Raw genomic sequence first — 22,828 nt, 5'->3', positions numbered from 1 at the left:
TCGCTTTGCACGATCAATGTCCGCATAGACTCACCTGAAAGCGTCCCTCCGCAGAAGAAAGGCATGAAATGTTGCGCGTCTTGGGCAAGGCATCGTCAATCAATGTACGCAAGGTACTCTGGGCCTGTGCCGAAATGGAAATACCTTTTGAGCGAGAGGATTGGGGGTCAGGCTTCAAGTCGACCCATACGGTTGAATTCATGGCGCTGAATCCCAATGCCATGGTGCCGGTCATCCAGGATGGCGATTTTGTTTTGTGGGAGTCGAACACCATCATTCGCTATCTGGCCAACCGCTATAGCGGCGCTGAGATTTACCCGCTCGAGGCGCTGGCGAGGGCGCGGGTTGACCAATGGATGGACTGGCAGGCGACGGATCTCAACAAGTCCTGGAGCTATGCCTTCATGTCATTGGTTAGACACTCTCCCGAGTACCAGGACAGCCATGCGCTGGCAACCGGCTGCCGGGAATGGTCGAAGCATATGGAGATCCTGGATCGGCAACTGGATTCGACCGGTGCCTATGTCTGCGGTGAGGAGTTCTCTCTTGCGGACATACCTGTTGGCCTGTCAGTAAACCGGTGGTTTGAAACACCGCTGGCACACCCGGACTATCCGGCGGTACGGGACTATTACGAGCGCTTGAGCCGTAGGCCGGGTTATCGTCTGTATGGAAGAAATGGAATGCCCTGAAAGGGCGGCTAACGGCCATGAGCAGCCCTTGATGAACGATCCGGCATCCGAAAGTAGAAAAATCAAACTCAGCTAGCTCGTATGCACCGGCGACAACTCCACCTTGTTACGCCCCGTAGCCTTGGCGGCGTACAGAGCTTCATCCGCCACGCGGATGACCGCTGACACTTCACTGTCTTCCTCCGGGGTCCAGGTTGCGGCTCCGATGCTGGCCGTGACATGACCAAACTCACTACCTGAATGCTCGATCCCCAGGTCAGAAATCGCCGAACGAATACTTTCTGCAACCGAGGCCGCCCCTTCTGGCGTAGTGTCCGGGAGGACCACAATGAACTCCTCCCCCCCGTAGCGCGCTGCATGATCTAGAGGGCGGCGGATATTGTCACCAATGCACTTCGCAACAGCCGTGAGCGCATCATCACCCGCCTGATGCCCGTAGGTGTCGTTGTAAGCTTTGAACCGATCGATATCGACAAACAGCAGCGAAAACATGCTGCTGTTTCGCCTGGCCCGTCTCCATTCCTGGTCCAGGATTTCACCAAGCGTGCGGCGGTTATTCAGGCCCGTCAGACCATCGGTTCGTGCCAACATGGCCAGCTCCGATTCCGCACGCATACGGTGCCTCAATTGGACCCCGAAAGCAAAGGACAAGCCAATAAAAGCGGCAGCGAGCATCCCGATGACAGCGGCGATGGTCAGGGCGCGATGCCACCATGTCGCATAGATATCGGAATAGGCTTCTGCCACGATGATGGTGAGCGGCAGGTTCGGCAGGTTCTTGAAGTAGTACAGCCGCTGCACTCCATCGACCACCGAAACGTCTGTAAAGCTACCTTCCGTCTTTAGGCGATGCTTCTTGAAGGTGCTGGCGTTGCTGACGTTCCGCCCGATGACTTTTTCGTCATAAGGCTGGCGCATGATCAAGGTGCCGTCATGCTGCATCAGCACCATCGCACCATGGTTGCCTAAGGAAAGTGTCGAAAACAGTTTCCGGAAATAGTCCAGTTGAACGGCAAGCAGCACCACGCCGGCAAAAGAGCCGTCGGCACGCGAAATACGGCGGGTCAGCGGAATGCTGAGAGAACCATCGCGCAGTCGCGACGTATAAGGATGGCCGACATACAAGCCGACATTCGGGCTTGCCTGGTGCACCTTGAAATATTCGCGATCTGCAAAATTACCGACCCTGGGCACCTCGCCCGCGGCATCAAGGACGATATCCCCCTCAGCATTCAACACCAGCATGGAGCCAAGATAGGAGGCAGTCGCGGCTCGGTCGAACAGGGCAATGTTGCGGAGTCGGTCTGATGCCGTCATCACTTCACGGTCACTGATCCCGTCAACCACGGCTTGCAAGGACAGAGCGTAAAGCTCGAAATTGCGTTCAATGTCGTGCTCTGCCATTGTGGCGACATTGCGTAAGCCGTCGGTCGCCCTACCCGTTGCATCCAGCCGGCCCTGGTACAAGATCACAACGCAGATAACTACCATGGACAGTGCGATCACTACACCGGCAATGGCCATGACATAGGGTGCAGCGGACCCAGTGAGCCCCTGCTTGAAAGAAAACCAGCGAAGCCAATTTTTATCATTGTGGTCTTCCACTGCTCCCCCCAGTTACATGTCTTCGTTCAAGAAGTCAGAGGCGTAGCTAGGCTGCATGTATTAATTCGGCTATCCCAGCTGCTTGCAAATTCGTCTTATGCGTTCTCTTTATGGCCTGACGTGCCAGCATACACATGATCCATAGTTGCTGGCTACCGTGCATGCTCCTAAATGGAAGATCCGAGAAGCTTTTACACAGCCCCAGGTATCACTGGCCAAACGGCCTGATAGGTTCTCGCATCAAGCGCGTGTGGTAACAACTGGACGGGATACCGATGGCACGGCGTGAACAAACGCTGTGCGAGGCTTTGTTTGCTGACCGCTAACGGCCAGAAGCTGTCGTCCGGTAGGTAACCGTGAACGGCAAGTCTAGGCTGGTTGCAGTCGTTCACTTCAGAGATGCTAATGACGGCTGTTGCTCAAAGCAGTCGTTGCGCCAAAATTTTCGAGAAAGTCTGCCCTACATCTCAAGATGTCGTTGGAGTCTGCTGATCGAACGCCAAGTGCCTGCTTTTGCGTGATCTGAAATGGTGTTATTGCTGCATGAGCCCAAGAATCTCGCTTTGTAGCAGGGTTGAGTTGTTTTATGAGCGTCGCCACTTCTAACCTAATGCCGTAAACACTCCAACTCCATCAGCTTGCTGATTCTGCTCGCGCTATCGAGGAAAAGCTGTTCGATTCACAACCATTAGATCCCGAAGCGCTTGAGCAATCGCTCATTCACGATTTCATGCGCCTCGCGCATGATGCGGTCCAGCAGCTCCTGCACGCTTGGAATGTCATGAATCAGCCCTGCCACCTGACTGCAAGACCAGGCGCCGCAATCGACATCGCCTTGCTTCATCACGCGCGGATAAACACCCGCGACCTCGGTGGCGATGTCTGCGAACTTGATCTTTTCGCCCAGTTCACGCTCCTTGGCAATCAGGCGCTCGACTGCGGGGTTGTTCAGCACGCGTTCGGTGTTGCGCAGCGGGCGCATCACAAGACGCGTATCGAGTTCGGTAGCCCGCACAATTGCCTGCTTGACGTTGTCGTGAACCGGTGCCTCCTTCGTGGCGACAAAACGTGTGCCCATGTTGATGCCGTCAGCGCCCAGCGCCAGCGCTGCGACCAGTGAGCGGCCATCGGCCATGCCGCCAGAGGCCACAAAAGGCACCTTCAATTCTTCCGCCGCGCGCGGCAGCAGGATGAAGTTGGGGATGTCGTCTTCGCCTGGGTGGCCAGCGCATTCAAAACCGTCTACGCTCACCGCATCGCAGCCAATGCTTTGTGCCTTGAGCGCGTGGCGCACCGAGGTGCATTTGTGGATGACTTTGATGCCAGCCTCATGCAGTGCCGGTAGCCATTGCTGTGGATTGTTGCCAGCGGTCTCCACAATCTTCACGCCGCCTTCGATGATGGCGCGCACATAGCCGGGATAGTCTGGGGCATTGACCGCAGGCAGAAAGGTGAGATTCACTCCAAAAGGCTTGTCCGTCATCTCGCGGCAGCGCGCAATTTCCCTGGACAGGGCCTCAGCCGATGGCTGGGTGAGTGCGGTGATGACGCCAAGGCCGCCGGCATTGGAGACCGCAGCCGCCAGCTCGGCCAAGCCAACGTGGTGCATGCCGCCTTGAATGATGGGGCATTCGATGTTGAAGAGTTCTGTGATTCGGGTTTTCATGTCTCTTGATCAGTTGGCTTGGTTCAGTTCGGAAAGCACTTGGCGAGTGTGCTCGCCGAGCGATGGCACGCGGCCAGGGCGGTGTTTGTAGTCGTCGATTAAGACGACTCCTGGAATATCTGCGGGCGCGCGTTCACCGGCCTGGGTTCCAACGAACAAGTCCTTGGAAACACCTTCCTGCCCGGCGCGAATCTGGTCCATGGTGCGGATGGCTCCGACTACAACGCCAGCGTTGCTCAGCAGCTCGCAAACCGCATGGGTACTATGGTGGTTGAAGGCAGTGTTGAGCGCCGCAAGCAATGCCGCGCGGTTTTCCACGCGTGCGCGATTGGTCTCAAAACGTGCGTCTTGAGCGAGTTCCGGGCTGCCGATGGCGTTGCACAGACGCGGGAAATGCTCCTCGGTATAGGCAGAAACCACCACCATGCCGTCGCTCGTCGCCACCACCTCGGCCGCGGGTGCCACTGTTGGCTGGCCGTTACCGCAGCGCAGGGGCACTTTGTTGAACATGCGGTACTCTGCCCAAGCGTTCGCGAGCGACGCCACGGCAATATCGATCAACGAGAGATTAATGAGCGCACCGCGCCCGTTCACGCTGCGGCGAAACAGCGCTGCCAGCACGCCACTGGTGAGCGATTGCGCGGTGAGTATGTCGACAGCGGTGAAGCCAACACGAACGGGATCGCGCCCGGCCTCGCCGTTCAGGCTCATCATGCCGCTTTCGGCCTGGGCAGCGATGTCAAGGCCTGCCCGCGAGCTGGCAGGACCGCGTTGGCCAAAGCCGCTGACTTGTCCATAGATCAGGCGTGGGAACTGCGACATCAGTTGTTCGGCGCTCAGGCCCAGCTTGTGCATGGCACCGGGGCGCATGTTTTGCAAGACGATGTCGGCACTGGCAACCAGCTTGAGCGCAGCGGCGGACCCCGCATCGCTGCGCAAGTCGAGCACCACTGAGCGTTTGCCGCGGTTGTAGGCGGTGAACATGGGGCCACAGTCGTCATCGGTCCAGCCGAGCTGACGGGCTGCATCACCTGCTGAAGGTTCGATCTTGATGACCTCCGCGCCCAAGTCCGCGAGCGATTGGCCAGCGGCGGGCACGGCAATGTATTGGCCGAATTCGATCACGCGCACGCCTGCCAGCGGCGCATCGTTTGGTACAGAGTTGATGGCTGATGTCATGGCGCTTACTGATCCTGCTGTCCAAAAACGGGCCGGCGCTTTTCAAAGAAAGCATTCGCACCTTCCTTGAAATCCGCTCCCGCAAAGAGTCCGGGCGCATTGTCGAGCTGGAACGCGAGCGCATCTTCCAGCGATATTGGCGCGCGGCGCAAGCCGGCCTTGATGCGGCCAAACGGGCGCTGCGGCCCACGTGCAATCTTATGCGCCAACTCAAGCGCTGTGGGCAGCGCACTGCCATCCGCCACATGCTCATCGGCAAGGCCGGTTTGCAAGGCGCGCTCGGCGTTCACTTCGGTGGCCATCAGCATCATGCGGCGGGCTTGCGTAGTACCGACGCGTGACGGCAGCGACCAAAACAGCGCGGCATCCGGCATCGCACCGACGCGGGTGAAGGCGCTGCAAAACATTGCGTCTTTTCCCGCCACCACCAAATCGCAGGCCAGCGCCAGACCCAGTCCCGCACCATAGGCTGGGCCATCGACCGCAGCGATGATGAGCTTGTCGCTGAGCGCAAGGCGTCGATACAGCCAAGCATTCCTCGTCATATTGCGACGCACTTCGGCTTCGCTTTTTTCTGAGAGCTGGCGCAGATCGCCGCCCGAACAGAATGCGCCACCCGCGCCCGTCAGTACGGCAGCGCGCAGCGTGGGGTCTTGCTCCAGCTCTTCGAGTGCGTTTAGCAAACCGTCCAGCACACCGGGTGCTTGCAAAGAATTACGCACTTGCGGCGCATTGATGATCATGCACAGCACGCCCGTTTCGCGTGTGGTGATGAGCGATGGATGCTCTTGCGTATTTGTCATGCGTAGCCTGCCTTAAAAGAAAGCGCGGCAAGGCGCTCGTGATGCACGGCTGCGCCGCCATACAGCGATGTAGCCAGCGCCAGGCGGCGCAGGTATTCGCCGAGTTCGTACTCCTCAGTCATGCCGATCGCGCCGTGCAATTGCAGGGTTTCTTCCCACACGTGACGGGCCACGTCAATGCAGCGAATGGCAAGCGCCGACACATTGCCTGGCGATGGCTCGTTGGCGACGTAGCGCCACAAGGCTTTGAGCTCTTGCACTTCTACATAAAGATCAACCAGCCGGTGCTGCACCACTTGGTTGCTGCTAATGCTGCGTCCAAACTGCTTGCGGGTCTTCACATACTCAATGGTGGTGGCGAGCGCCACGCTGGCCGCGCCAGCCGTTTCTGCACAATGCGCGATGATGCCGCGATCAATAGCCGATTGCACCAACACATGCATTTGCGCCCAAGGGGCCTTGCGCAGCAGCTTTGCCGGTGATTTCTCTAGCTGTAAAGAGGCAGCGTGGCGACCGTCGTACAGGCGTTGGTTGCCGAGCGTGAGGCCAGCCGCATCGGCGTTGACGAAAAATAGGCCGAAGTCGTCGTCGGCAATGCGAGCAACCAGCAGCAATGCATCTGCACCTGAAAGTCCGGGCGAAAGTCCTTTGGCGCCGCTGATTGCAAAACCGTCAGGCGTCTGTTGAGCCGTGGCGTTTGCAGGCATCACGAGGCCCTCGCATTGCGGCTCCCACATCGCAAAGGCCATACGTTTTTGACCACTTGCAAGATCACCAAGCCATTGACTGCGCAGCGCACCTTCGGCGGTCTGCACCATCAAATGACTGGCGACGATGGCGTTGGCGACAAAGGGCTCGATCAGTAGCGCACGGCCCAACTCTTCGGCGAGCACGCACAGGTCTTCCAGACTACCGCCAAGACCCTCGTCTTCGGCGGGAATGGGGAAGGCCAGCCATCCCATTTCGGCGATTTCGCCCCAGCGCTCTGGCGGGCAGCCGTCGTTGTGTGCGGCCGAGGCTTCGCGTTGTGCAGGCGAGCTTGTTTGCGTGGCCCAACGCCGAACACTGTCGGCAATCATTTGCTGCTCTTGTTGCAGGGAGTCGCTCATAGTCCGAGTACCTGTTTGGCGAGAATATTGTGTTGAATTTCACTGGAGCCACCGGCGATGGTGTAGCCCCGCGCAAGAAATCGGCGAGAGGATGCGGTGCCCGCAATGCCCCCCATCTGCGGGGCATCGCTTTTGCCTGCAAGCCAGGCGGGGCTGAGTGCAAACGCATCGGCGCCGAGGCCGTCGACGATGAGTTCTTCCCACAGCTGAATCAAGCGGCTGCCACGCATCTTGAGCATGGAGACTTCCGCGCCAAGCAACTCGCCCGCTTGCTGGCGTTGGATGAAGCGGCCCGCGTTGGCTTCGAGCGCCAGCAAGCGCGATTGCAGATCGGCAAAGCGTTCCCGAAACCAGTGCTGCTCGCCAACGGGTTTGCCCAGATGCATGTGCGTAAGCCCAATCTCACGCGCACGTGTCATGCGGCGCTTGTTTTCACCGATGCGCGCGAGTTTCAGCCGCTCAAATTCCAGCAGCGACTTGGCCACCGTCCAGCCCTTGTTTTCCTCGCCTACGATTTGATCCACGGGCACGTGCACGTTGTCGAGGAACACTTCGTTGAAGACCACCCAACCGTGAATGCCGACGATGGGACGCACAGTGATGCCGGGCGATTTCATATCGATCAGCAAAAAGGAAATGCCCTCTTGCGGCTTGCCACCTTGGGCTGTGCGAACGAGGCAGAACATCCAGTCGGAGTACTGTGCATACGAAGTCCAGATCTTCGAACCGTTGACCACGTAGTGATCGCCATCACGCTTGGCCTGGGTGGCGAGCGATGCGAGATCCGAGCCCGCGTTGGGCTCCGAGTAGCCCTGGCACCACCATTGATCGCCAGCGGCAATCGCGGGCAAAAATCGCTCTTTTTGCGCCTCACTGCCGTAGTGCATGATCACCGGGCCGAGCATGTCGAATGTCACGCTGTTGAGCTCCGGCGCGTGGCCTTGCGCCATTTCTTCGTCAAACACCATTTGCTGTTCGACGCTCCATTCCTGACCGCCCCAGCGCTTGAACCAATGCGGCACGAGAAGGCCATCGGCGGTAAGGATTTTGTGCCAACGCACCATTTGCTCACGCGTGTGCTGCTGGCCGCGCTGCGTGGTTTCGCGAACGTCCTGGGGAAGGCGTTCGCCGACAAATTGGCGTATCTTTTTGCGGAATGCCGCAAGTTCGGTGGTCTCTTGCATGGGTGGAAAACCTAGAGTGAAATTCAAGCGGGATCAGCCTGCATCAGGCGCAAATGCGATGGCGCAGCGCACGTTTGGCAATCGCCGATCGGTGGACTTCGGACGCGCCGTCATAAATACGGAAAGGCCGCATCTGGCGATAAATCATTGACACCGGCGTGTCCTCGGAGATACCAAGTGCGCCGCAAATTTGCACCGCTGAGTCCGCCACTTTGCAGACCACTTCGGAGACGAACACTTTGGCCATCGAGGAGTGATGGCGAATCGATTCGCCCGCATCCAGCATTCGCGCTACATCGCGCGTCATCAGGCGTGCGGCGTATAGCTCGATATGCGCATCGGCAATCATGGACTGCACCATCTGGTGCTCGCCCAGCTTCGCACCATAAGATTCGCGGTGTGATGCGTACTCTTGCGCAATATCCATCGCACGAGACGCCATGCCGATAAAACGCATGCAGTGAAACAGGCGTGCGCCTTCAAGGCGTAGCTGTGCGTATTCGAGGCCACGGCCTTCTTCGCCGATCAATGCGCTCGCAGGCACGCGGCAATTGGTGAGCGTGATCTCGCCGTGGCCACCGGCATCAAACGGCTCCATCGTCGGCACGTCGCGCACCAGGCGATAACCCGGGGTGTCTGTGTCCACCAGAAACCAGGAGACACCGGCTTCGGTGCGTGCCACAACAATCGCTACGTCGGCCCGCACGGCGCCGGTGATAAACCATTTGTGGGCATTGATTTCCCAGCCCCCTTCAGGCAGACGCTTGGCTGTGGCGCTGAGCATGCGCGGGTCAGAGCCTACGCCAGGCGCGGGTTCGGTCATTGCAAAGCAGGAGTGCAGATCGCCCGTGCGCAGCGGCTCCAGATAGCGCTGTTGCTGCTCGGGCGAGCCCAACTTTTCCAGCGCGTATATGTCTGGCTGAGTTGGCGGAGCGCATTGCAAAACCGCAGGGCCCAAAAAGCTGCGGCCCGCTTCTTCCAGATAGCTACAGCATTCCACCCAGCTCAGCGCGAGGCCGCCATACTCACGCGCTGTGCGTGCTGCGCCAAAGCCGCGCGCAACGGCCTTGCGTTGCAACACGCGCGTGGTTTCTTGCAAGGCTTTGGCGTCACCAGCTTGAAGCAAATGCTCTTGCGGAACGACTTCGCTGGCGATGAATTCGCGCAGCTCGCCGATCAGGATTTGAAACTCGTGTTCGGGGCGCGTTCTCATCGCTGAATCGCCTTCATCATTTTTGTCCAACGCTGGACATCTGTTTCGATGAATGTGGTGAATTCTTTGGTGCCCATGAAGGCTTCTTCGCCAGCGGCGGCAATGAGGCGCTTCTTCACTTCTTCTGTGGCAGTGGCCTCGCGCATTGCGGCTTCGAGCTTTTGAATGATGACTTGCGGCGTGCCTGTGGGCGCGTGTAAGCCGTACCAAGATACAGCAGTTGCTTCAGGAAAACCGGCTTCTGCGAACGTTGGCACGCCCGGCAACTCATTGGAGCGCGTGTCACTAATGTTGGCCAGCACACGCAGCTTCTTGCCGTTGATCTGCGGAATTGCCACGGCAGACGGAAGGATCGACATCGACACGCGGTTATTGATGAGATCAGGAATCGCGGGCGGCGCACCCTTGTACATCACCATCTCCAGCGGAATGCCCGCAGCCGTGCGGAACATCATCGTGGACATAGACTGCGGCGTGCCGATGCCACCATCAGCGTATTGCAGCGGCGGTGAAGCCTTCTTTGCCATGTCGACGAATTCGCGCACAGTCTTGGCGGGCGATGTCATCGGCACGGTGAAGTAGCTGGTAGACAGCGAGAAGCGGCCAATTGGCGTGAAATCCTGCATTTTCCAACGCAGATTGCTTTCGATGAGCGGCGTGTTGATCAGAAACGAGGCCGACACAAGCAAGGTATAGCCGTCTGGCGCTGCACGTGCCACCGTTTCAGCGGCAATGCTGCCGCTCGCGCCGGGCTTGGCTTCCACCACGATAGGTTGTTTGAGGATGCCTTGCAGCGTTTGAGTGAGCGCCCGAGTCTGCACATCAACCACGCCACCGGCAGCATAGGGCACGATGACGTGGATAGGGCGTTTGGGATAGTCGCTATCCGGCGCGGCCAGCGCATTACACGTAAAGGTGCTGGCACCCAAGGCAGCCGCGCCGCTTAGCAGCGTGCTCATGATTTTTCTGCGTTGCATGTCTTGTCTCCATTTTTATGTGCAATGGAAAAACTCCATTGCACATACCTGTCATAATAGGTTGCGTGCGAAGATCTAGCAATACCTGTTATGACAGCGCATGGTTGCAAGGGTGATCAAGTTCTGCCTGCCAACCCAATATCTAACGGATATAGTGCACGTCAGACATGCCTAAAACCAAGACCGAAAAATCTGTCGCCAGCGCATCAGCGGCGCAGCAAGAACAAAAAATTCAAACCGATCTGCCACTGTTTGCACAGGTGCAGCAAAGCCTGCGCCAAAGCATTTTGGAAAAGCAGCTCGCGCCAGGGCAAAAGCTTCCTTCCGAATCCAAGCTGCAAGCGCAGTTTGGTGTTAGCCGAATCACGGTGCGGCAGGCGTTATCAGCGCTTCAGGCGGAAGGTTTGGTGGAAACCTTTAATGGCAAGGGGAGTTTTGTCACCCGTCCCTCGAATGCGCCGCAGCTTGGAATGCTCACCGGCTTTTATGAGCACATGCGCTCCAAGGGCTATCACGCGCAGGGCAAAACGCTTTCGGTGCGCACGGTGAAAGCGTCGATACGTGTCGCACATAGTCTGAAGCTGGCGGTAGGCGCACCGCTGACCTGCATTTCTCATGTGCGCCTTGTTGACGGCGAGGCGATCGTCTGCGGCAAGCTATTTGCACCTCCCTCCATGGCAGAGGCACTGCTGGCTCACGACTTGGAGACAGCGGACACCATGAGTGTGCTGGAAGCCAATTTGGGGTATCGGCTGGAAAGCACGCACATCGAAGCCCGCGCTGTGGCCGCTGGCGTGGAGCGCGGTAAAATTTTGAACGTGGCACCTGATACGCCGCTCTTGTATGTGAGCTTTGTGCCGCACGACATCGAAAACCAGCCGTTGATATATGCGCAGATGTATTTTCGACCCGACAAGTTCACTTACCGGGCAGTGATTCGTCGCTGAGCCGGCGACGGATAGATTTCAATTAGTTGAGATCACGAGCGCTTTGACAATCAAACGAGTACGACTGCTTTGTGCCGGTAAGCGTAAGTCGCTAACGTGGCGGTCGTCGGCAGCTATCGCTGCATCGCCGACATAGACCCAAGAGGCTCGAACGGCAGGAGTGGGTCGATTGCTGGCCGACGCGAACGACCGCTGACGGGGAGCTCGGCCTTGTCGCGCTGAAGCACCGAATCTGGCGCCAGATAACGACCGCTCTTTTTGGCAGCAGACATTGGCCACCGAGGCACGCACGACAGCAACGGGTCGTTTGCGGACCTGCGCTAGGAACTTAAAAAGGTGCAGGGGAGCGCGCCACGCTTGCCCGGGCTGGCCCGAAGAAAACAAGCCCACCTTCAGCGGTTACCACAAGCAGCCATCCGGATTCGACTTCTTCTGTGACGTAGTCGCTGGCGCTGCCAGGCAGGACGCGCTCATTGGGAAATCCATATCGCCCGGGTGTGCGCAGCAAGGTCGAGTGACTAGGGTTGAGCATCGTCTTTGCTGGTCGGCGCTGGCGCTGGTACGCACCACCAGCTTTGTCTTATGTGTAGATGGTGGACACTCCACTCTTGCCCGCTCAGACGGATGCCGCCGCCCTTGATCAGCTTGAGGTGGCAGTGCGCAAGCAGCTCGATCAGTTCTTGCAGAGTGGGTGCATCTGGCTGGGGCTGCAGATGGGCCCTGCATAGTGGCATGCCAGCTTTGGGCAGCTTTGAGTGCATGTACGGCCAGCCACAGATGCCATTGGCTTTTGCGAACTCTGGCGGCAGCCTCGTGCCGTTTATCTACAGTTGATAGATAGTTCACTAAATACTGTGAATTTATACAAAACTTCTATTTTTCAGCTTGTCAGCGAGCGCTTGCGAACAAGGTTGAAGCTTCTTGTAGTGCGGGCGGTAATGCAAAAAAGCCCCGACATCTTGCGATGTTGGGGCTTTTTCTAATGTGGGCAGGTCTGTGGGCAGGCCATCAAACCAAGGTGCAATTAGTTGAATTTATTGATCAACTGGCGGAGGCTGTGAGATTCGAACTCACGGAAGGATCACTCCTTCGGCAGTTTTCAAGACTGCTGGTTTAAACCACTCACCCAAACCTCCGGATGCGAGGATTCTACACAAGGATTGTGCGCTATCCGGCATTGCGCGTATTTTGTCTTGTTCATGAAAACCATAGCGTGTTGCGCTTGCTGGATAAGGAGTGCTAGTTGGTTTTCATCTTGCTGTTGCGCTAGGGTCAGCGACGCTGGCAATGGTCACGGCTGGCGAACCCGATGCTCCGGGAACAAAAAACGCCCCGAAGGGCGTTTTTGTGATTGCCTCGGGCGGGGCGCCCGAGAGATTTCGCCGGATCAGCTGCGCAGTGCGATGGCCTGAGCTGCTGCCAGAGCGGTCATGTTGACCACGCGGCGCACGGTGGAGGAGGGGGTCAGCACATGGGCGGACGCCGAGCAGCCCATCAGGATGGGGCCGATGGTGGTGCCATGGCCGCCTGTGGTCTTGAGCACGTTGAACAGAATGTTCGCGGCGTCGAGGTTGGGGCAGATCAGCACGTTGGCTGCGCCGGTCAGCGAGGACTCCAGCAGGGAGTGGCTGCGTACGCTGGCGTCCAGGGCCGCGTCGCCGTGCATTTCGCCATCGCATTCGATGCCGGGGTTGGCGGCGGCGAACAGGTCGCGTGCAGCGCGCATCTTGCGGGCCGAGCCGCGTGTGGACGAACCGTAGTTGCTGTGCGAGAGGAAGGCCACCTTGGGAGGCAGGCCGAAGCGGGCCACTTCGTCGGCAGCCATCTTGGCGATCTCGGCCAGTTCTTCGGCGCTGGGTGCGTCGTTGATGTAGGTATCGGCCACAAACAGCGTGCCGGATTCCAGCATGACGGCGTTCACGGTGGCGAACTCGTTGGCGCCCTTCTTCAGGCCCAGCACATCTTCCAGATGGGCCAGGTGGCTGTCGAAGCGACCGACCAGGCCGCACAGCATGGCGTCGGCATCACCCAGGTGCACCATCAGGGCGGCGATCAGGGTGTTGGAGCGGCGCACCGCTGCCTTGGCGGCTTCGGGAGTGACGCCGTTGCGGCCCATCAGCTTGTGATAGGTCTCCCAGTACTGGCGGAAGCGGGGGTCGTCTTCGGGATTGCAGATTTCCACATCCTTGCCCAGCTGGATGCGCAGGCCGGCCTTGGCAATGCGGGCTTCGATCACAGCAGGGCGACCGATCAGGATGGGCTTGGCCAGGCCGTCGTCTACGGCAACCTGCACGGCACGCAGCACGCGCTCGTCTTCACCTTCGGCATAGGCCACGCGTTGCAGATTGGCCTTGGCGGCTGCAAACACGGGGCGCATGAACATGCTGGTCTGGTAGACGAAGCGCGTCAGGCTTTCGCGGTAGGCGGCGATGTCCTCGATGGGGCGGGTGGCGACACCGGATTCGGCGGCAGCCTGGGCCACGGCGGGAGCGATGCGCAGGATCAGGCGCGTATCGAAGGGCGTGGGGATCAGGTAGTCGGGGCCGAAGGTCAGCTCCTTGCCCTGGTAGGCGGCGGCGACTTCGTCGCTGACGTCCTGCTTGGCCAGAGAGGCGATTTCACGCACGCAGGCCAGCTTCATGGCTTCGGTGATCTTGGTGGCGCCGCAGTCCAGCGCGCCACGGAAGATGTAGGGGAAGCACAGGACGTTGTTGACCTGATTGGGATAGTCGGAGCGGCCGGTGGCCACGATGCAATCCGGGCGGATGGCCTTGGCCAGTTCGGGGCGGATTTCGGGCTCGGGGTTGGCCAGGGCCAGGATGATGGGCTTGTCGGCCATGGTCTTGACCATGTCGGCAGTCAGCACGCCGGGAGCGGAGCAGCCCAGGAACACGTCGGCGCCGTCGACCACGTCGGCCAGGGTGCGGGCTTCGGTGCTCTGTGCGTAGCGCTGCTTGGATGCGTCCAGACCGCCGGGGCGGCCTTCATAGATCACGCCCTTGGAGTCCACCATGTAGACGTTGGAGCGCTTGATGCCCAGGCCCACCATCACGTCCACGCAGGCAATGGCTGCCGCGCCGGCGCCGGAGACGGCGACCTTGACGGCGCCGATGTCCTTGCCAACCAGTTCCAGACCATTGAGCAAAGCGGCGCTGGAGATGATGGCCGTGCCGTGCTGGTCGTCATGGAACACCGGAATGTTCATGCGCTTGGACAGCTCTTGCTCGATGTAGAAGCACTCGGGAGCCTTGATGTCTTCCAGGTTGATGCCGCCCAGGGTGGGCTCCATCGACGCAATGATGTCGATCAGCTTGTCGGGATCGCGCTCGGCCAGTTCGATGTCGAACACGTCCACGCCGGCAAACTTCTTGAACAGGCAACCCTTGCCTTCCATCACTGGCTTGGAAGCCAGAGGGCCGATATCGCCCAGACCCAGCACCGCAGTGCCGTTGGTGATCACGCCGACCAGATTGCCGCGCGAGGTGTATTCGGCCGCAGTGGACGGGTCCGCCTCGATGTCCAGGCAGGGATAGGCCACGCCCGGCGAATAGGCCAGGGACAGGTCACGCTGGTTGGACAGGGGCTTGGTAGGCGTGACGGAAATCTTGCCTTTGACGGGGCTGCGGTGGTATTCGCGGGCCGCATCGCGCAGGGCTTGTTCGGCGGAGGACAGGTTTTGTGTCATACGAAATATTTATCAGCAAGTTGCTTCTCGGAGCTTACCGGATGGCAAGAAGCATTTTGAGTCAGGTCTGTTTTGCTTCAACTGTATCGACAACAAACCCCCTGGCGCACTGTGGGGCGGCAGGGGGCTTGGGCTGGCTGGTAAGCCAGCGTTTGCTTCAGGACTGGCGTTTAGTGAGCGTCAGCCTCACGTGCTGCGTTGATGGCAGCACTGTTGTCTTTGGCGGCTCCGTTAAAGAAAAGATTCAATGCCACGGCGGTAATCGAGGACAGCAGGATACCGGATTCAATTAGCGGATGGATGGAATGGGGCATCCACTGACGGAAATTAGGGGCAACCAGAGGAATCATGCCCACGCCGATGGACACTGCCACGATCATGGCGTTGTTCTTGTTGTTGCGGAAATCCACATTGGCCAGGATGCGAATGCCGGTGGAGGCCACCATGCCGAACATCACCAGACCTGCACCGCCCAGAACCACGGTAGGCAGGGATTCGATCAAGGCCCCCATCTTGGGCAGCACGCCCAGGACGATCAGGATCACGCCACCGGCCACGCAGACCCAGCGGCTGAGCACGCCGGTCACTGCCACCAGGCCCACGTTCTGGGAGAAGCTGGTGTAGGGGAAGGTGTTGAAGATGCCGCCGATCAGCGTGCCCAGACCGTCGGTGCGCAGACCGCGGGTCAGCTCGTCCTGGGTGATGTCGCGCTTGGCCATGTCGCCCAGGGCCAGGAACATGCCGGTGGATTCGATCATCACCACCACCATCACCAGGCTCATGGTCAGGATCAGGATGGGGTCGAAGACGGGCATGGCGATCTGGAAGGGCAGTACCAAGGTGAACCACTCGGCCTTGGCGACCTTCTCGAAGTTCATCAGACCCATGGCCACGGAGATCACGCCGCCGATCAAGATGCCCATCAGCACCGAGATATTGGCCAGGAAACCCTTGGCAAAGCGAGCGATCAGCAAGATGGACAGCAGCACGATGCCCGAGACCGCAGCGCCTTGCAGATCGGCGTACTTGGGGTTGGGCATGGTGGGCAGCACCGAGAAGCCCTTGGGGATGGCGGGCAGCGAGGAGCCGGGGGCGCCGGCCATGGCCTGGGCTTCTGCCAGCCACTTCAGGTGCTCGGGGTTGGGTACGGAAGGGGCGGTCGGGCCTACGGGGTTGCCGAAGATCCAGTTGATGCCCACACGCATCAGGCTGATGCCGATGACGGCGATGATGGTGCCCGTCACGACCGGTGGGAAGAAGCGCAGCATGCGGCTGATGAGGGGCGCAATGAGGATGGAGATCACCCCCGCGCCTATCACCGAGCCGAAGATCAGGCCTGCGCCGGCATTGCCGCCGGTGCTCTGTGCCATGGACACCATGGGGGCCACGCTGGCAAAGGTCACGCCCATCATCACGGGCAGCTTGATGCCGAACCACTGGGTTGCGCCCATGGCCTGGATCAGGGTGACCAGGCCGCAGACGAACAGGTCGGCAGAGATCAGGTGCGCGACCTGCTCAGGGGGCAGGTTCAGGGCACGGCCCACGATCAGCGGCACGGCGACGGCGCCGGCATACATGACCAGAACGTGCTGCAGACCTAAGGCGGTGAGCTTGCCAAATGGCAGAACCTCATCCACGGGATGCACTTGGGATGTCATAGAAACATGTCTCCTCACTCTATATTGGCTTCAGGTTTGCATGCGATTCGCGAACGGCATGCAATCCATACAAAAAGTGTATACAGCTCATAACGCGCGACATCTAGCGGTAAACCCTGCTCAAAATCCAGTTTCTGGATGGGATGTCAATGATTATGTTTTTCGCGCATAACCATCTAAGGTAATTACTGATCGCTACTAAATATGTAGCAATAGATCCTTTGTTTTTCTAATTTTTATAATAAAACATATTGAAACCTTTTTGTATCAAGCGAAGGATGCTTTGTTTTTCATAGCAAAAATTGCGCGATATGCAATCGGAAGGGATCTGGCTCCGGTTATGCGTGCGCAGGTTTCGGGTCTTGAAACATCTAGTGAAAGAAAGTGCGTTGCCACCTTGAGGCCGGTTGCATGCATTAGCGTTGAAGAAGGTGCAAAAAAGGGCATCAAGGTCGGAATTGGTGCACCGCTGTGCAAAAACGTGCATGGAGGCCTGCAAAGAGCTCATGCCTTCTCATGGGACCTAAATTGGTGCAAAAACCATGCCGAGCTGCTGCACATGCAAAAAGGCGACCTTGCGGTCGCCTTGGAAGTGGAATTGGTCTGCGCTGCTAGAGGGCAGGCTGCCGCCTTGTGTTGCCTTGTGCCGCTTTGGAGCGGCGTCTGGGCTTCAGTGCATACCCGCCGCCATGGCCGAAGTCTGAACTGGACTGGTCTGACGTGGCGCGAAGCTGGCCATGAGCAGCGCCGCTGCTGCCGGCATGGCGGCAGCCCAGGCAAGCCAAGTCAGGCCCAGGCCCTGTGCAATCACGGCTCCGCCCAGCCAGGCACCCAGGGCATTGCCCAGATTGAAGGCCGCGATGTTGAGGCTGGATGCCAGAGTCATGCCTGCTTCGCCCGCAGATTGCAGTACACCCATCTGCAGCGGCGCGACGGTGGCAAAGGCGGCAATGCCCAGCAGCAGCACAAAGGCAATGGCCAGAGGCGTGCTGGCAAACATCCAGCGGCCCGCGATCAGCACCAGCATCAGGGCCGCCAGCGACACCCACAGTGCGCGCTGCACGCCAAAGCGGTCGGCCAGCTTGCCGCCCGCATGGTTGCCCAGGGCCAGGCCCGCCCCGAACAGCAGCAGGGTGAACGCAATCATGCGGTTGTCCATGCCCGTGATCTGGGTCAGCAGCGGCTCTATATAGGTATAGAGGGTGAAGACGCCGGCAAAGCCGATCACAGTCAACAGCAGGCCACGCCACATGGTGCCATTGCGCAGCACGGCCAGCTCCTGTGTCAGGTCCTGAGGGCTGGGCATGCTCAGCTCGCGTGGCACATGGCGCAGCAGGATCAGCAGTGCGATCACGCCGATGCCGCTGACGCTGGCAAATGCCATGCGCCAGCCCCAGTGCTGGCCGATCCAGGTGCCAAAGGGCACGCCCAGCAGCGTGGCCAGGGTCAGACCGGAAAACATCAGCGCAATGGCCGAGGCCTTCTTCTCGGGCGCCACCAGTTGCGTGGCGACGACTGCGCCCACGCCGAAGAAGGTGCCGTGGGTCAGCGAAGTCAGCACGCGTGCCGCTAGCAGCCAGCCATAGCTGGGGGCCAGCGCGGCGGCGGCATTGCCGGCGATGAACAGCAGCATCAGGCTCAGCAGCAGCAACTTGCGCGGCCAGCGGCGCGAGGCCAGCGTGAGAACCGGAGCGCCCACGGCGACGCCCACGGCATAGCCCGAGATCAGCGTGCCCGCCGTTGGGATGGAGATATGAAGATCCTGGCTGACCTGGGTCAGCAAGCCCATGATGATGAATTCCGTGGTGCCGATGCCGAAGGCACCGGCGGCCAGAGCAAGCAATGCTGCAGGCATGAAAACGTCCTTGTGAAAATTGCGCGAAGGGCTGAACTGTGAACCTGCGGCCGAAGGCGCACTAGCCCTTGAAGCGGACATGCATCTGTTCCTGTGGGGAATAAATCGCATCTTTATGATGTGATTCATGAACAAATCCATGGCTATGCCGTTGCTGCCAGAGCACAGTGCGGACCGCTTTGTGGAGCTGCAGACCTTTGTGCAGGTGGCCCAGCAGGGCAGCTTCTCGGCGGCGGCGCGTCTGCGCGAGGTCTCGCCCTCGGCGGTCAGCAAGATCGTGGCCCGGCTCGAAACCCGGCTGGGCGTACAACTGCTGCGCCGCAGCACCCGGCGTCTGGAGTTGACGGCCGAGGGAGAGCAGTTGCTGGAGCAGGGCCGGCAACTGCTGGCGGACTGGCTGGCGCTGGAATCCTCGGTCACCCGGCAGGGCCAGCCCACCGGCGTGGTGCGCATCAATGCCAGCTCGTCCACGGGCAATCGCCTGCTGGTGCCGCTGGTCGGCCCGCTCATGCAGACCTGGCCGGGCCTGCAGCTGGACCTCAGCTTTACCGATCATGTCGTGGACCTGATAGCGGCTCGCGCCGATATCGCCCTGCGCTGGGGGGAGCTGCCGTCTTCGGACATGGTGGCGCGAAAGCTGGGACATACGCGCCAGGTGATCGTGGCCTCGCCGGACTATCTGCAGCGCTTTGGCAGGCCGCAGCATCCCGATGAGCTGGCAGGGCATGTGCGCATTGGCTGGAACTACCCGCGGGCCATACCGCACTGGCCGTTTGTGGTGGCTGGCAAGGCGGTGACGGTGAGCATGGGCGAGGTGCTGCGCGTCAACGATGGTGAAGCCATGGCCAATCTGGCCAAGGCCGGGGCGGGCCTGGCGCGGCTGTCGCTCTATCACGCCTGGGACGATTTGCATGCGGGCAGGCTGCAGGCGCTGCTGGAGGACTTCAATCCCGGAGATCTGCAGCCCATCCATGCCGTGTATGTGGGCAAGCCCGGCCAGTTGCCGGTGAGAACGCGGGCGGTGCTGGATTTTCTGGCCAGCCATGTGGACCTGAGCCATGCCGAGCAAATGCCCGCCGGCCTGCTGCCTGGGGCACATAAAAAAGAGCCTGGACGAATCCAGGCTCTTTGAAAACCTTCATCCAGTCTGGAGAAGGCTAGGCGTTCAAACGGTGTTTGGTGCTCAGGCCGTCAGGTCCACCAGCGAGCGGGCCACCACCTTGGTGGCGCGGCGCAGGTCTTCCAGCACCAGACGCTCGTCGGAGCGCTTGGCGTGCGATTCCAGCACGGTGCGGGGGCCGGCGCCATAGATCACGCCGGGGATGCCGCGCTCTACGTACAGGCGCACGTCGGTGTACAGAGGCGTGCCCACTGCGGGAGGCTTCTCGCCGAAGACAGCTTCGCCGTGGGCCTGGATGGCGTCGACCAGGGGCTTGTTGCCGTCCAGGGGCGTCATGGCATTGGCCAGCAGCAGGCGCTTGATGTCCACGCGCACGGCGTCTTCACCGCTGTAGCCGCCCTGGGTGTTGAAGTCGGCGATGGCGTTGGCGATCACGGCACGGATGCTGGCTTCGACTTCCACGGGATTCTCTTCAGGAATCATGCGGCGGTCGATCTTGAGCATGACCTTGCCGGGCACCACATTGGTGTTGGTGCCGCCGTCGATGCGGCCGATGTTCAGGTAGGGGTGCTTGATGCCGGGCACCTTGGACGTGATTTGCTTGTACTTCACGTTTTCGGCGTACAGCGCATTCATCAGCACCACTGCGGCTTGCAGCGCGTCCACACCGGTGTGGGGCACGGCGGCGTGAGCCATCTTGCCCTGCACGGTGATTTCCATCTGCAGGCAGCCGTTGTGAGCGGTAACTACTTCGTAGCTGAAGCCCGCTGCGATCATCAGGTCGGGCTTGGTCAGGCCCTTTTCCAGCAGCCAGCCGGGGCCCATGATGCCGCCGAACTCTTCGTCGTAGGTGTAGTGCAGCTCCACCGCGCCCTTGGAGGGCTTGGCCACGGCTTCCAGAGCACGCACGGCGAAGGTGAAGGAGGCGAAGTCGCTCTTGCTCACGGCAGCGGCACGGCCATACAGCTTGCCGTCTTCGATCTCGGCGCCGTAGGGGTCCTTGCTCCAGCCTTCGCCCGGAGGCACCACGTCGCCGTGGGCGTTCAGGGCGATGGTTTTGCCACCGTCACCCTGAGTGCCGTATTGGCGGCGCACGATCAGGTTGGTGATGGATTCCATGCCGTAGGCCTTGACGTCGGCTTCTGGCACGACGTGATTCTCGGCATCGAAGCCAAAGCCCTTGATCAGCTCGGCAGTGCGTTCGGCGTGGGGCGCGTTGTTGCCGGGAGGCGTGTCCGTGGGCACTTGCACCATGGCCTGCAGAAACTTCACTTCTTCGTCGAAGTGCTCGTCAATCCAGGCATCGATGGCGGCGTAGGTGGCTTGCTTGTCTTGATTCATATTGGTCATTGCTGTTCTTGAGCCAGTTGGTGGAGGAGGTGGGTGAAGGCATCCACGGACAGTTGCATGTCGTCGGAGGTGGAGGCTTCCAGCGGGTTGTGGCTGATGCCGGCGTTCATGCCGCGCACGAACAACATGGCCTGGGGCATGATTTCGTGCAGTTTCATGGCGTCGTGACCGGCACCGCTGGGCATGCGGAACAGGGGCACGCCCAGTGCATCGACAGCGTTTTCCCAGCGTTTCTGCCATTCGGGAGCGCTGGGTGCCGCCGCTGCCTTCATGGACAGATCGGTGGTGTAGCGCAGGCCGCGGCGTTCGGCGATCGCAGCCATCTCGGCCATGATGTCGTTGATCATGGCGTCGCGCTGCTCGTTGGTGGGGGCGCGCAGATCCAGCGAGAACTGGCAGCGGCCGGGCACCACGTTAACCGAGCCCGAGGGCACGTTCAACTGGCCGATGGTGGCCACGCTGTCGCCATCCTGGCCGGCGCGCTTTTCGATGTACAGCGACAGCTCGGCCACGCCGGCTGCCGCGTCACGGCGGCGGTTCATGGGCGTGGTGCCGGCGTGGCTGGCCATGCCGATGAATTCGCAGACATAGCGGGCGCTGCCGTTGATGGAGGTGACGATGCCCAGGGGGATGTCCAGCTCGTTGAGCACGGGGCCCTGCTCGATGTGCACTTCCACAAAGCCCAGGTACTTGGCGGGGTCGCGCTCCAGCTTGGGGATGTCGTCGATGCACAGGCCGGCATGCAGCATGGCCTCGCGCAGCGTGATGCCGTCGGCGTCCTTTTGCTCCAGCCATTCCTGCTTGAAGTCGCCCACGAGGGCGCCAGAGCCCAGGAAGGTGGCCTTGTAGCGCTGGCCTTCCTCTTCCGAGAAGCCCACCACTTCGATGTTGAAGGGCAGGCGCTTGCCTTGCTGGACCAGTTGCTTGACGCAGGCCATGGGCACAAAGATGCCCAGGCGGCCGTCGTACTTGCCGCCGTTGCGCACGGTGTCGTAGTGGCTGCCGGTCAGCAGGGTCTTGGCGCCCTTGTCCGCAAATTCTGGGGCGGCCTTGTAGCGGCCCACCACATTGCCCACGGCATCGATCTCGACTTCGTCGAAGCCGATTTCGCGCATCCAGTGGCTGATGCGCTGGGCGCAGGCGCGGTGGGCGTCGGTCAGGTAAGTCACCGTCAGTTGGCCTTTTTCGGCGTAGCCGGGGTCGCTGTTGGTGGACAGGCGTTCCTGCCAGTCCCAGACTTCGTTGCCTTCGACGGGCTCGTAGCCGAACTTGTCGTTCAGGCGGATCTCGGCGATGCGGTGGATGTTGCGCAGTGCCTCGGCCTGCTCGTAGGCAGGGTGGTTGAACATGCGACGCTCGAAGGTCGCAATGATCTCGGCCTTGCTCAGACCCAGACCGCGCGCGCCGCGCACGGCCAGGATGAAGGGGAAGCCGAAGCGCTTGCCGTATTCGGCGTTGAGCTTGCGGATGTGCTCCAGCTCTTCGGGCGTGCAGTTGGTCAGGCCTGCCTTCTTTTGCTCATTCGTCGATTCGGCGGTGAGCGTGTTGGTCTCCATCTGCTTGCCGGCCAGCTCCGGGTGAGCGCGGATCAGATCGAGCTGGGCCTGCTCGCTGGACTCGGCCAGCACCTTGGCCATGGCGTGCTTGATATGCGCCATGGACTTGAAGGGACGCTGCTCCAGTGCCTTGGCGGCAATCCAGGGCGAGTGCTCGTACAGGCCATCGAGCAGGTCGGTGGCGGTTGCCGCATCGGCGGCATTCAGTTGTTCCAGGGTCAAAGCCATG

At 60.1% G+C, this 22,828-nt stretch carries 16 protein-coding genes and 1 tRNA gene; 3 read left to right on the top strand and 14 right to left on the bottom strand.

From position 1 onward, the window contains the following. Nucleotides 1-68: 68 nt before the first annotated feature. Nucleotides 69-692, top strand: coding sequence for a glutathione S-transferase family protein (locus tag AC1RTQ_RS18595; protein WP_492877881.1), 624 nt, complete (start codon nt 69-71; stop codon nt 690-692). A gap of 72 nt (nt 693-764) precedes the next feature. Here the strand turns inward: AC1RTQ_RS18595 and AC1RTQ_RS18590 are convergent, their stop codons facing one another. The 8 genes from AC1RTQ_RS18590 to AC1RTQ_RS18555 all read right to left on the bottom strand — a co-directional run bounded on the left by AC1RTQ_RS18590 (nt 765) and on the right by AC1RTQ_RS18555 (nt 10,428). Beyond that, nucleotides 765-2,216, bottom strand: coding sequence for a sensor domain-containing diguanylate cyclase (locus tag AC1RTQ_RS18590; RefSeq protein WP_492877927.1), 1,452 nt, complete (start codon nt 2,214-2,216; stop codon nt 765-767). A gap of 769 nt (nt 2,217-2,985) precedes the next feature. Continuing rightward, the gene (locus tag AC1RTQ_RS18585) at nt 2,986-3,963 is read right to left on the bottom strand and encodes an NAD(P)H-dependent flavin oxidoreductase (protein ID WP_492877879.1); all 978 of its coding nucleotides are present in this window, start codon (nt 3,961-3,963) and stop codon (nt 2,986-2,988) included. A gap of 9 nt (nt 3,964-3,972) precedes the next feature. Further along, entirely contained in the window at nt 3,973-5,142 is a 1,170-nt protein-coding gene (locus tag AC1RTQ_RS18580; RefSeq protein ID WP_492877877.1) for a CaiB/BaiF CoA transferase family protein, read from the bottom strand. Nucleotides 5,143-5,147: 5 nt separating this feature from the next. Beyond that, the gene (locus AC1RTQ_RS18575; protein WP_304350946.1) at nt 5,148-5,945 is read right to left on the bottom strand and encodes an enoyl-CoA hydratase/isomerase family protein; all 798 of its coding nucleotides are present in this window, start codon (nt 5,943-5,945) and stop codon (nt 5,148-5,150) included. Further along, the gene (locus tag AC1RTQ_RS18570) at nt 5,942-7,054 is read right to left on the bottom strand and encodes an acyl-CoA dehydrogenase family protein (RefSeq protein WP_302091522.1); all 1,113 of its coding nucleotides are present in this window, start codon (nt 7,052-7,054) and stop codon (nt 5,942-5,944) included. The genes AC1RTQ_RS18575 and AC1RTQ_RS18570 overlap by 4 nt, the downstream gene beginning before the upstream one ends. Then, a complete protein-coding gene (locus AC1RTQ_RS18565; protein ID WP_492877875.1) occupies nt 7,051-8,238 on the bottom strand; it encodes an acyl-CoA dehydrogenase family protein in 1,188 nt (395 codons plus the stop codon). The genes AC1RTQ_RS18570 and AC1RTQ_RS18565 overlap by 4 nt, the downstream gene beginning before the upstream one ends. Before the next feature lie 43 nt (nt 8,239-8,281). Next, entirely contained in the window at nt 8,282-9,451 is a 1,170-nt protein-coding gene (locus AC1RTQ_RS18560) for an acyl-CoA dehydrogenase family protein (RefSeq protein ID WP_304350948.1), read from the bottom strand. Next, nucleotides 9,448-10,428, bottom strand: coding sequence for a tripartite tricarboxylate transporter substrate binding protein (locus AC1RTQ_RS18555; RefSeq protein WP_492877873.1), 981 nt, complete (start codon nt 10,426-10,428; stop codon nt 9,448-9,450). Before AC1RTQ_RS18555 ends, AC1RTQ_RS18560 begins: the two co-directional genes overlap by 4 nt. Before the next feature lie 167 nt (nt 10,429-10,595). On the opposite strand from AC1RTQ_RS18555, the gene AC1RTQ_RS18550 reads away from it, so the two are divergent. Then, the gene (locus AC1RTQ_RS18550; RefSeq protein ID WP_492877871.1) at nt 10,596-11,375 is read left to right on the top strand and encodes a GntR family transcriptional regulator; all 780 of its coding nucleotides are present in this window, start codon (nt 10,596-10,598) and stop codon (nt 11,373-11,375) included. A gap of 1,046 nt (nt 11,376-12,421) precedes the next feature. Here AC1RTQ_RS18550 and AC1RTQ_RS18545 read toward each other — a convergent pair. The 4 genes from AC1RTQ_RS18545 to AC1RTQ_RS18530 form a co-directional block, all read right to left on the bottom strand. Further along, nucleotides 12,422-12,511 (bottom strand) — tRNA-Ser (locus AC1RTQ_RS18545). A gap of 251 nt (nt 12,512-12,762) precedes the next feature. Beyond that, entirely contained in the window at nt 12,763-15,060 is a 2,298-nt protein-coding gene (locus AC1RTQ_RS18540) for an NADP-dependent malic enzyme (RefSeq protein WP_492877869.1), read from the bottom strand. A 170-nt stretch (nt 15,061-15,230) separates the two neighbouring features. Next, nucleotides 15,231-16,718: a nucleobase:cation symporter-2 family protein gene (locus tag AC1RTQ_RS18535; RefSeq protein WP_003063711.1), complete on the bottom strand. Its 1,488-nt coding sequence runs from the start codon at nt 16,716-16,718 to the stop codon at nt 15,231-15,233. Nucleotides 16,719-17,388: 670 nt separating this feature from the next. Continuing rightward, nucleotides 17,389-18,573, bottom strand: a complete 1,185-nt coding sequence (locus tag AC1RTQ_RS18530; RefSeq protein WP_492877866.1) for an MFS transporter — start codon at nt 18,571-18,573, stop codon at nt 17,389-17,391. 127 nt (nt 18,574-18,700) lie between these two features. Between AC1RTQ_RS18530 and AC1RTQ_RS18525 the strand changes: the two genes are divergently transcribed. Beyond that, nucleotides 18,701-19,705, top strand: a complete 1,005-nt coding sequence (locus tag AC1RTQ_RS18525; RefSeq protein ID WP_492877864.1) for a LysR family transcriptional regulator — start codon at nt 18,701-18,703, stop codon at nt 19,703-19,705. A 51-nt stretch (nt 19,706-19,756) separates the two neighbouring features. On the opposite strand, the gene AC1RTQ_RS18520 is transcribed toward AC1RTQ_RS18525, so the two are convergent. Further along, on the bottom strand, nt 19,757-21,043 hold the full coding sequence (locus AC1RTQ_RS18520; protein ID WP_492877862.1) for a M20 family metallopeptidase: 1,287 nt from the start codon (nt 21,041-21,043) through the stop codon (nt 19,757-19,759). After that, on the bottom strand, nt 21,040-22,827 hold the full coding sequence (gene uraD / locus AC1RTQ_RS18515) for a 2-oxo-4-hydroxy-4-carboxy-5-ureidoimidazoline decarboxylase (protein WP_302089525.1): 1,788 nt from the start codon (nt 22,825-22,827) through the stop codon (nt 21,040-21,042). Before uraD ends, AC1RTQ_RS18520 begins: the two co-directional genes overlap by 4 nt. Nucleotide 22,828 lies beyond the last annotated feature (1 nt).

This window comes from Comamonas sp. GW821-FHT11H03 (assembly GCF_058807955.1).
Note: the sequence above shows the minus strand (reverse complement) of the source record. Positions and strands in the feature narration are given on the sequence as shown.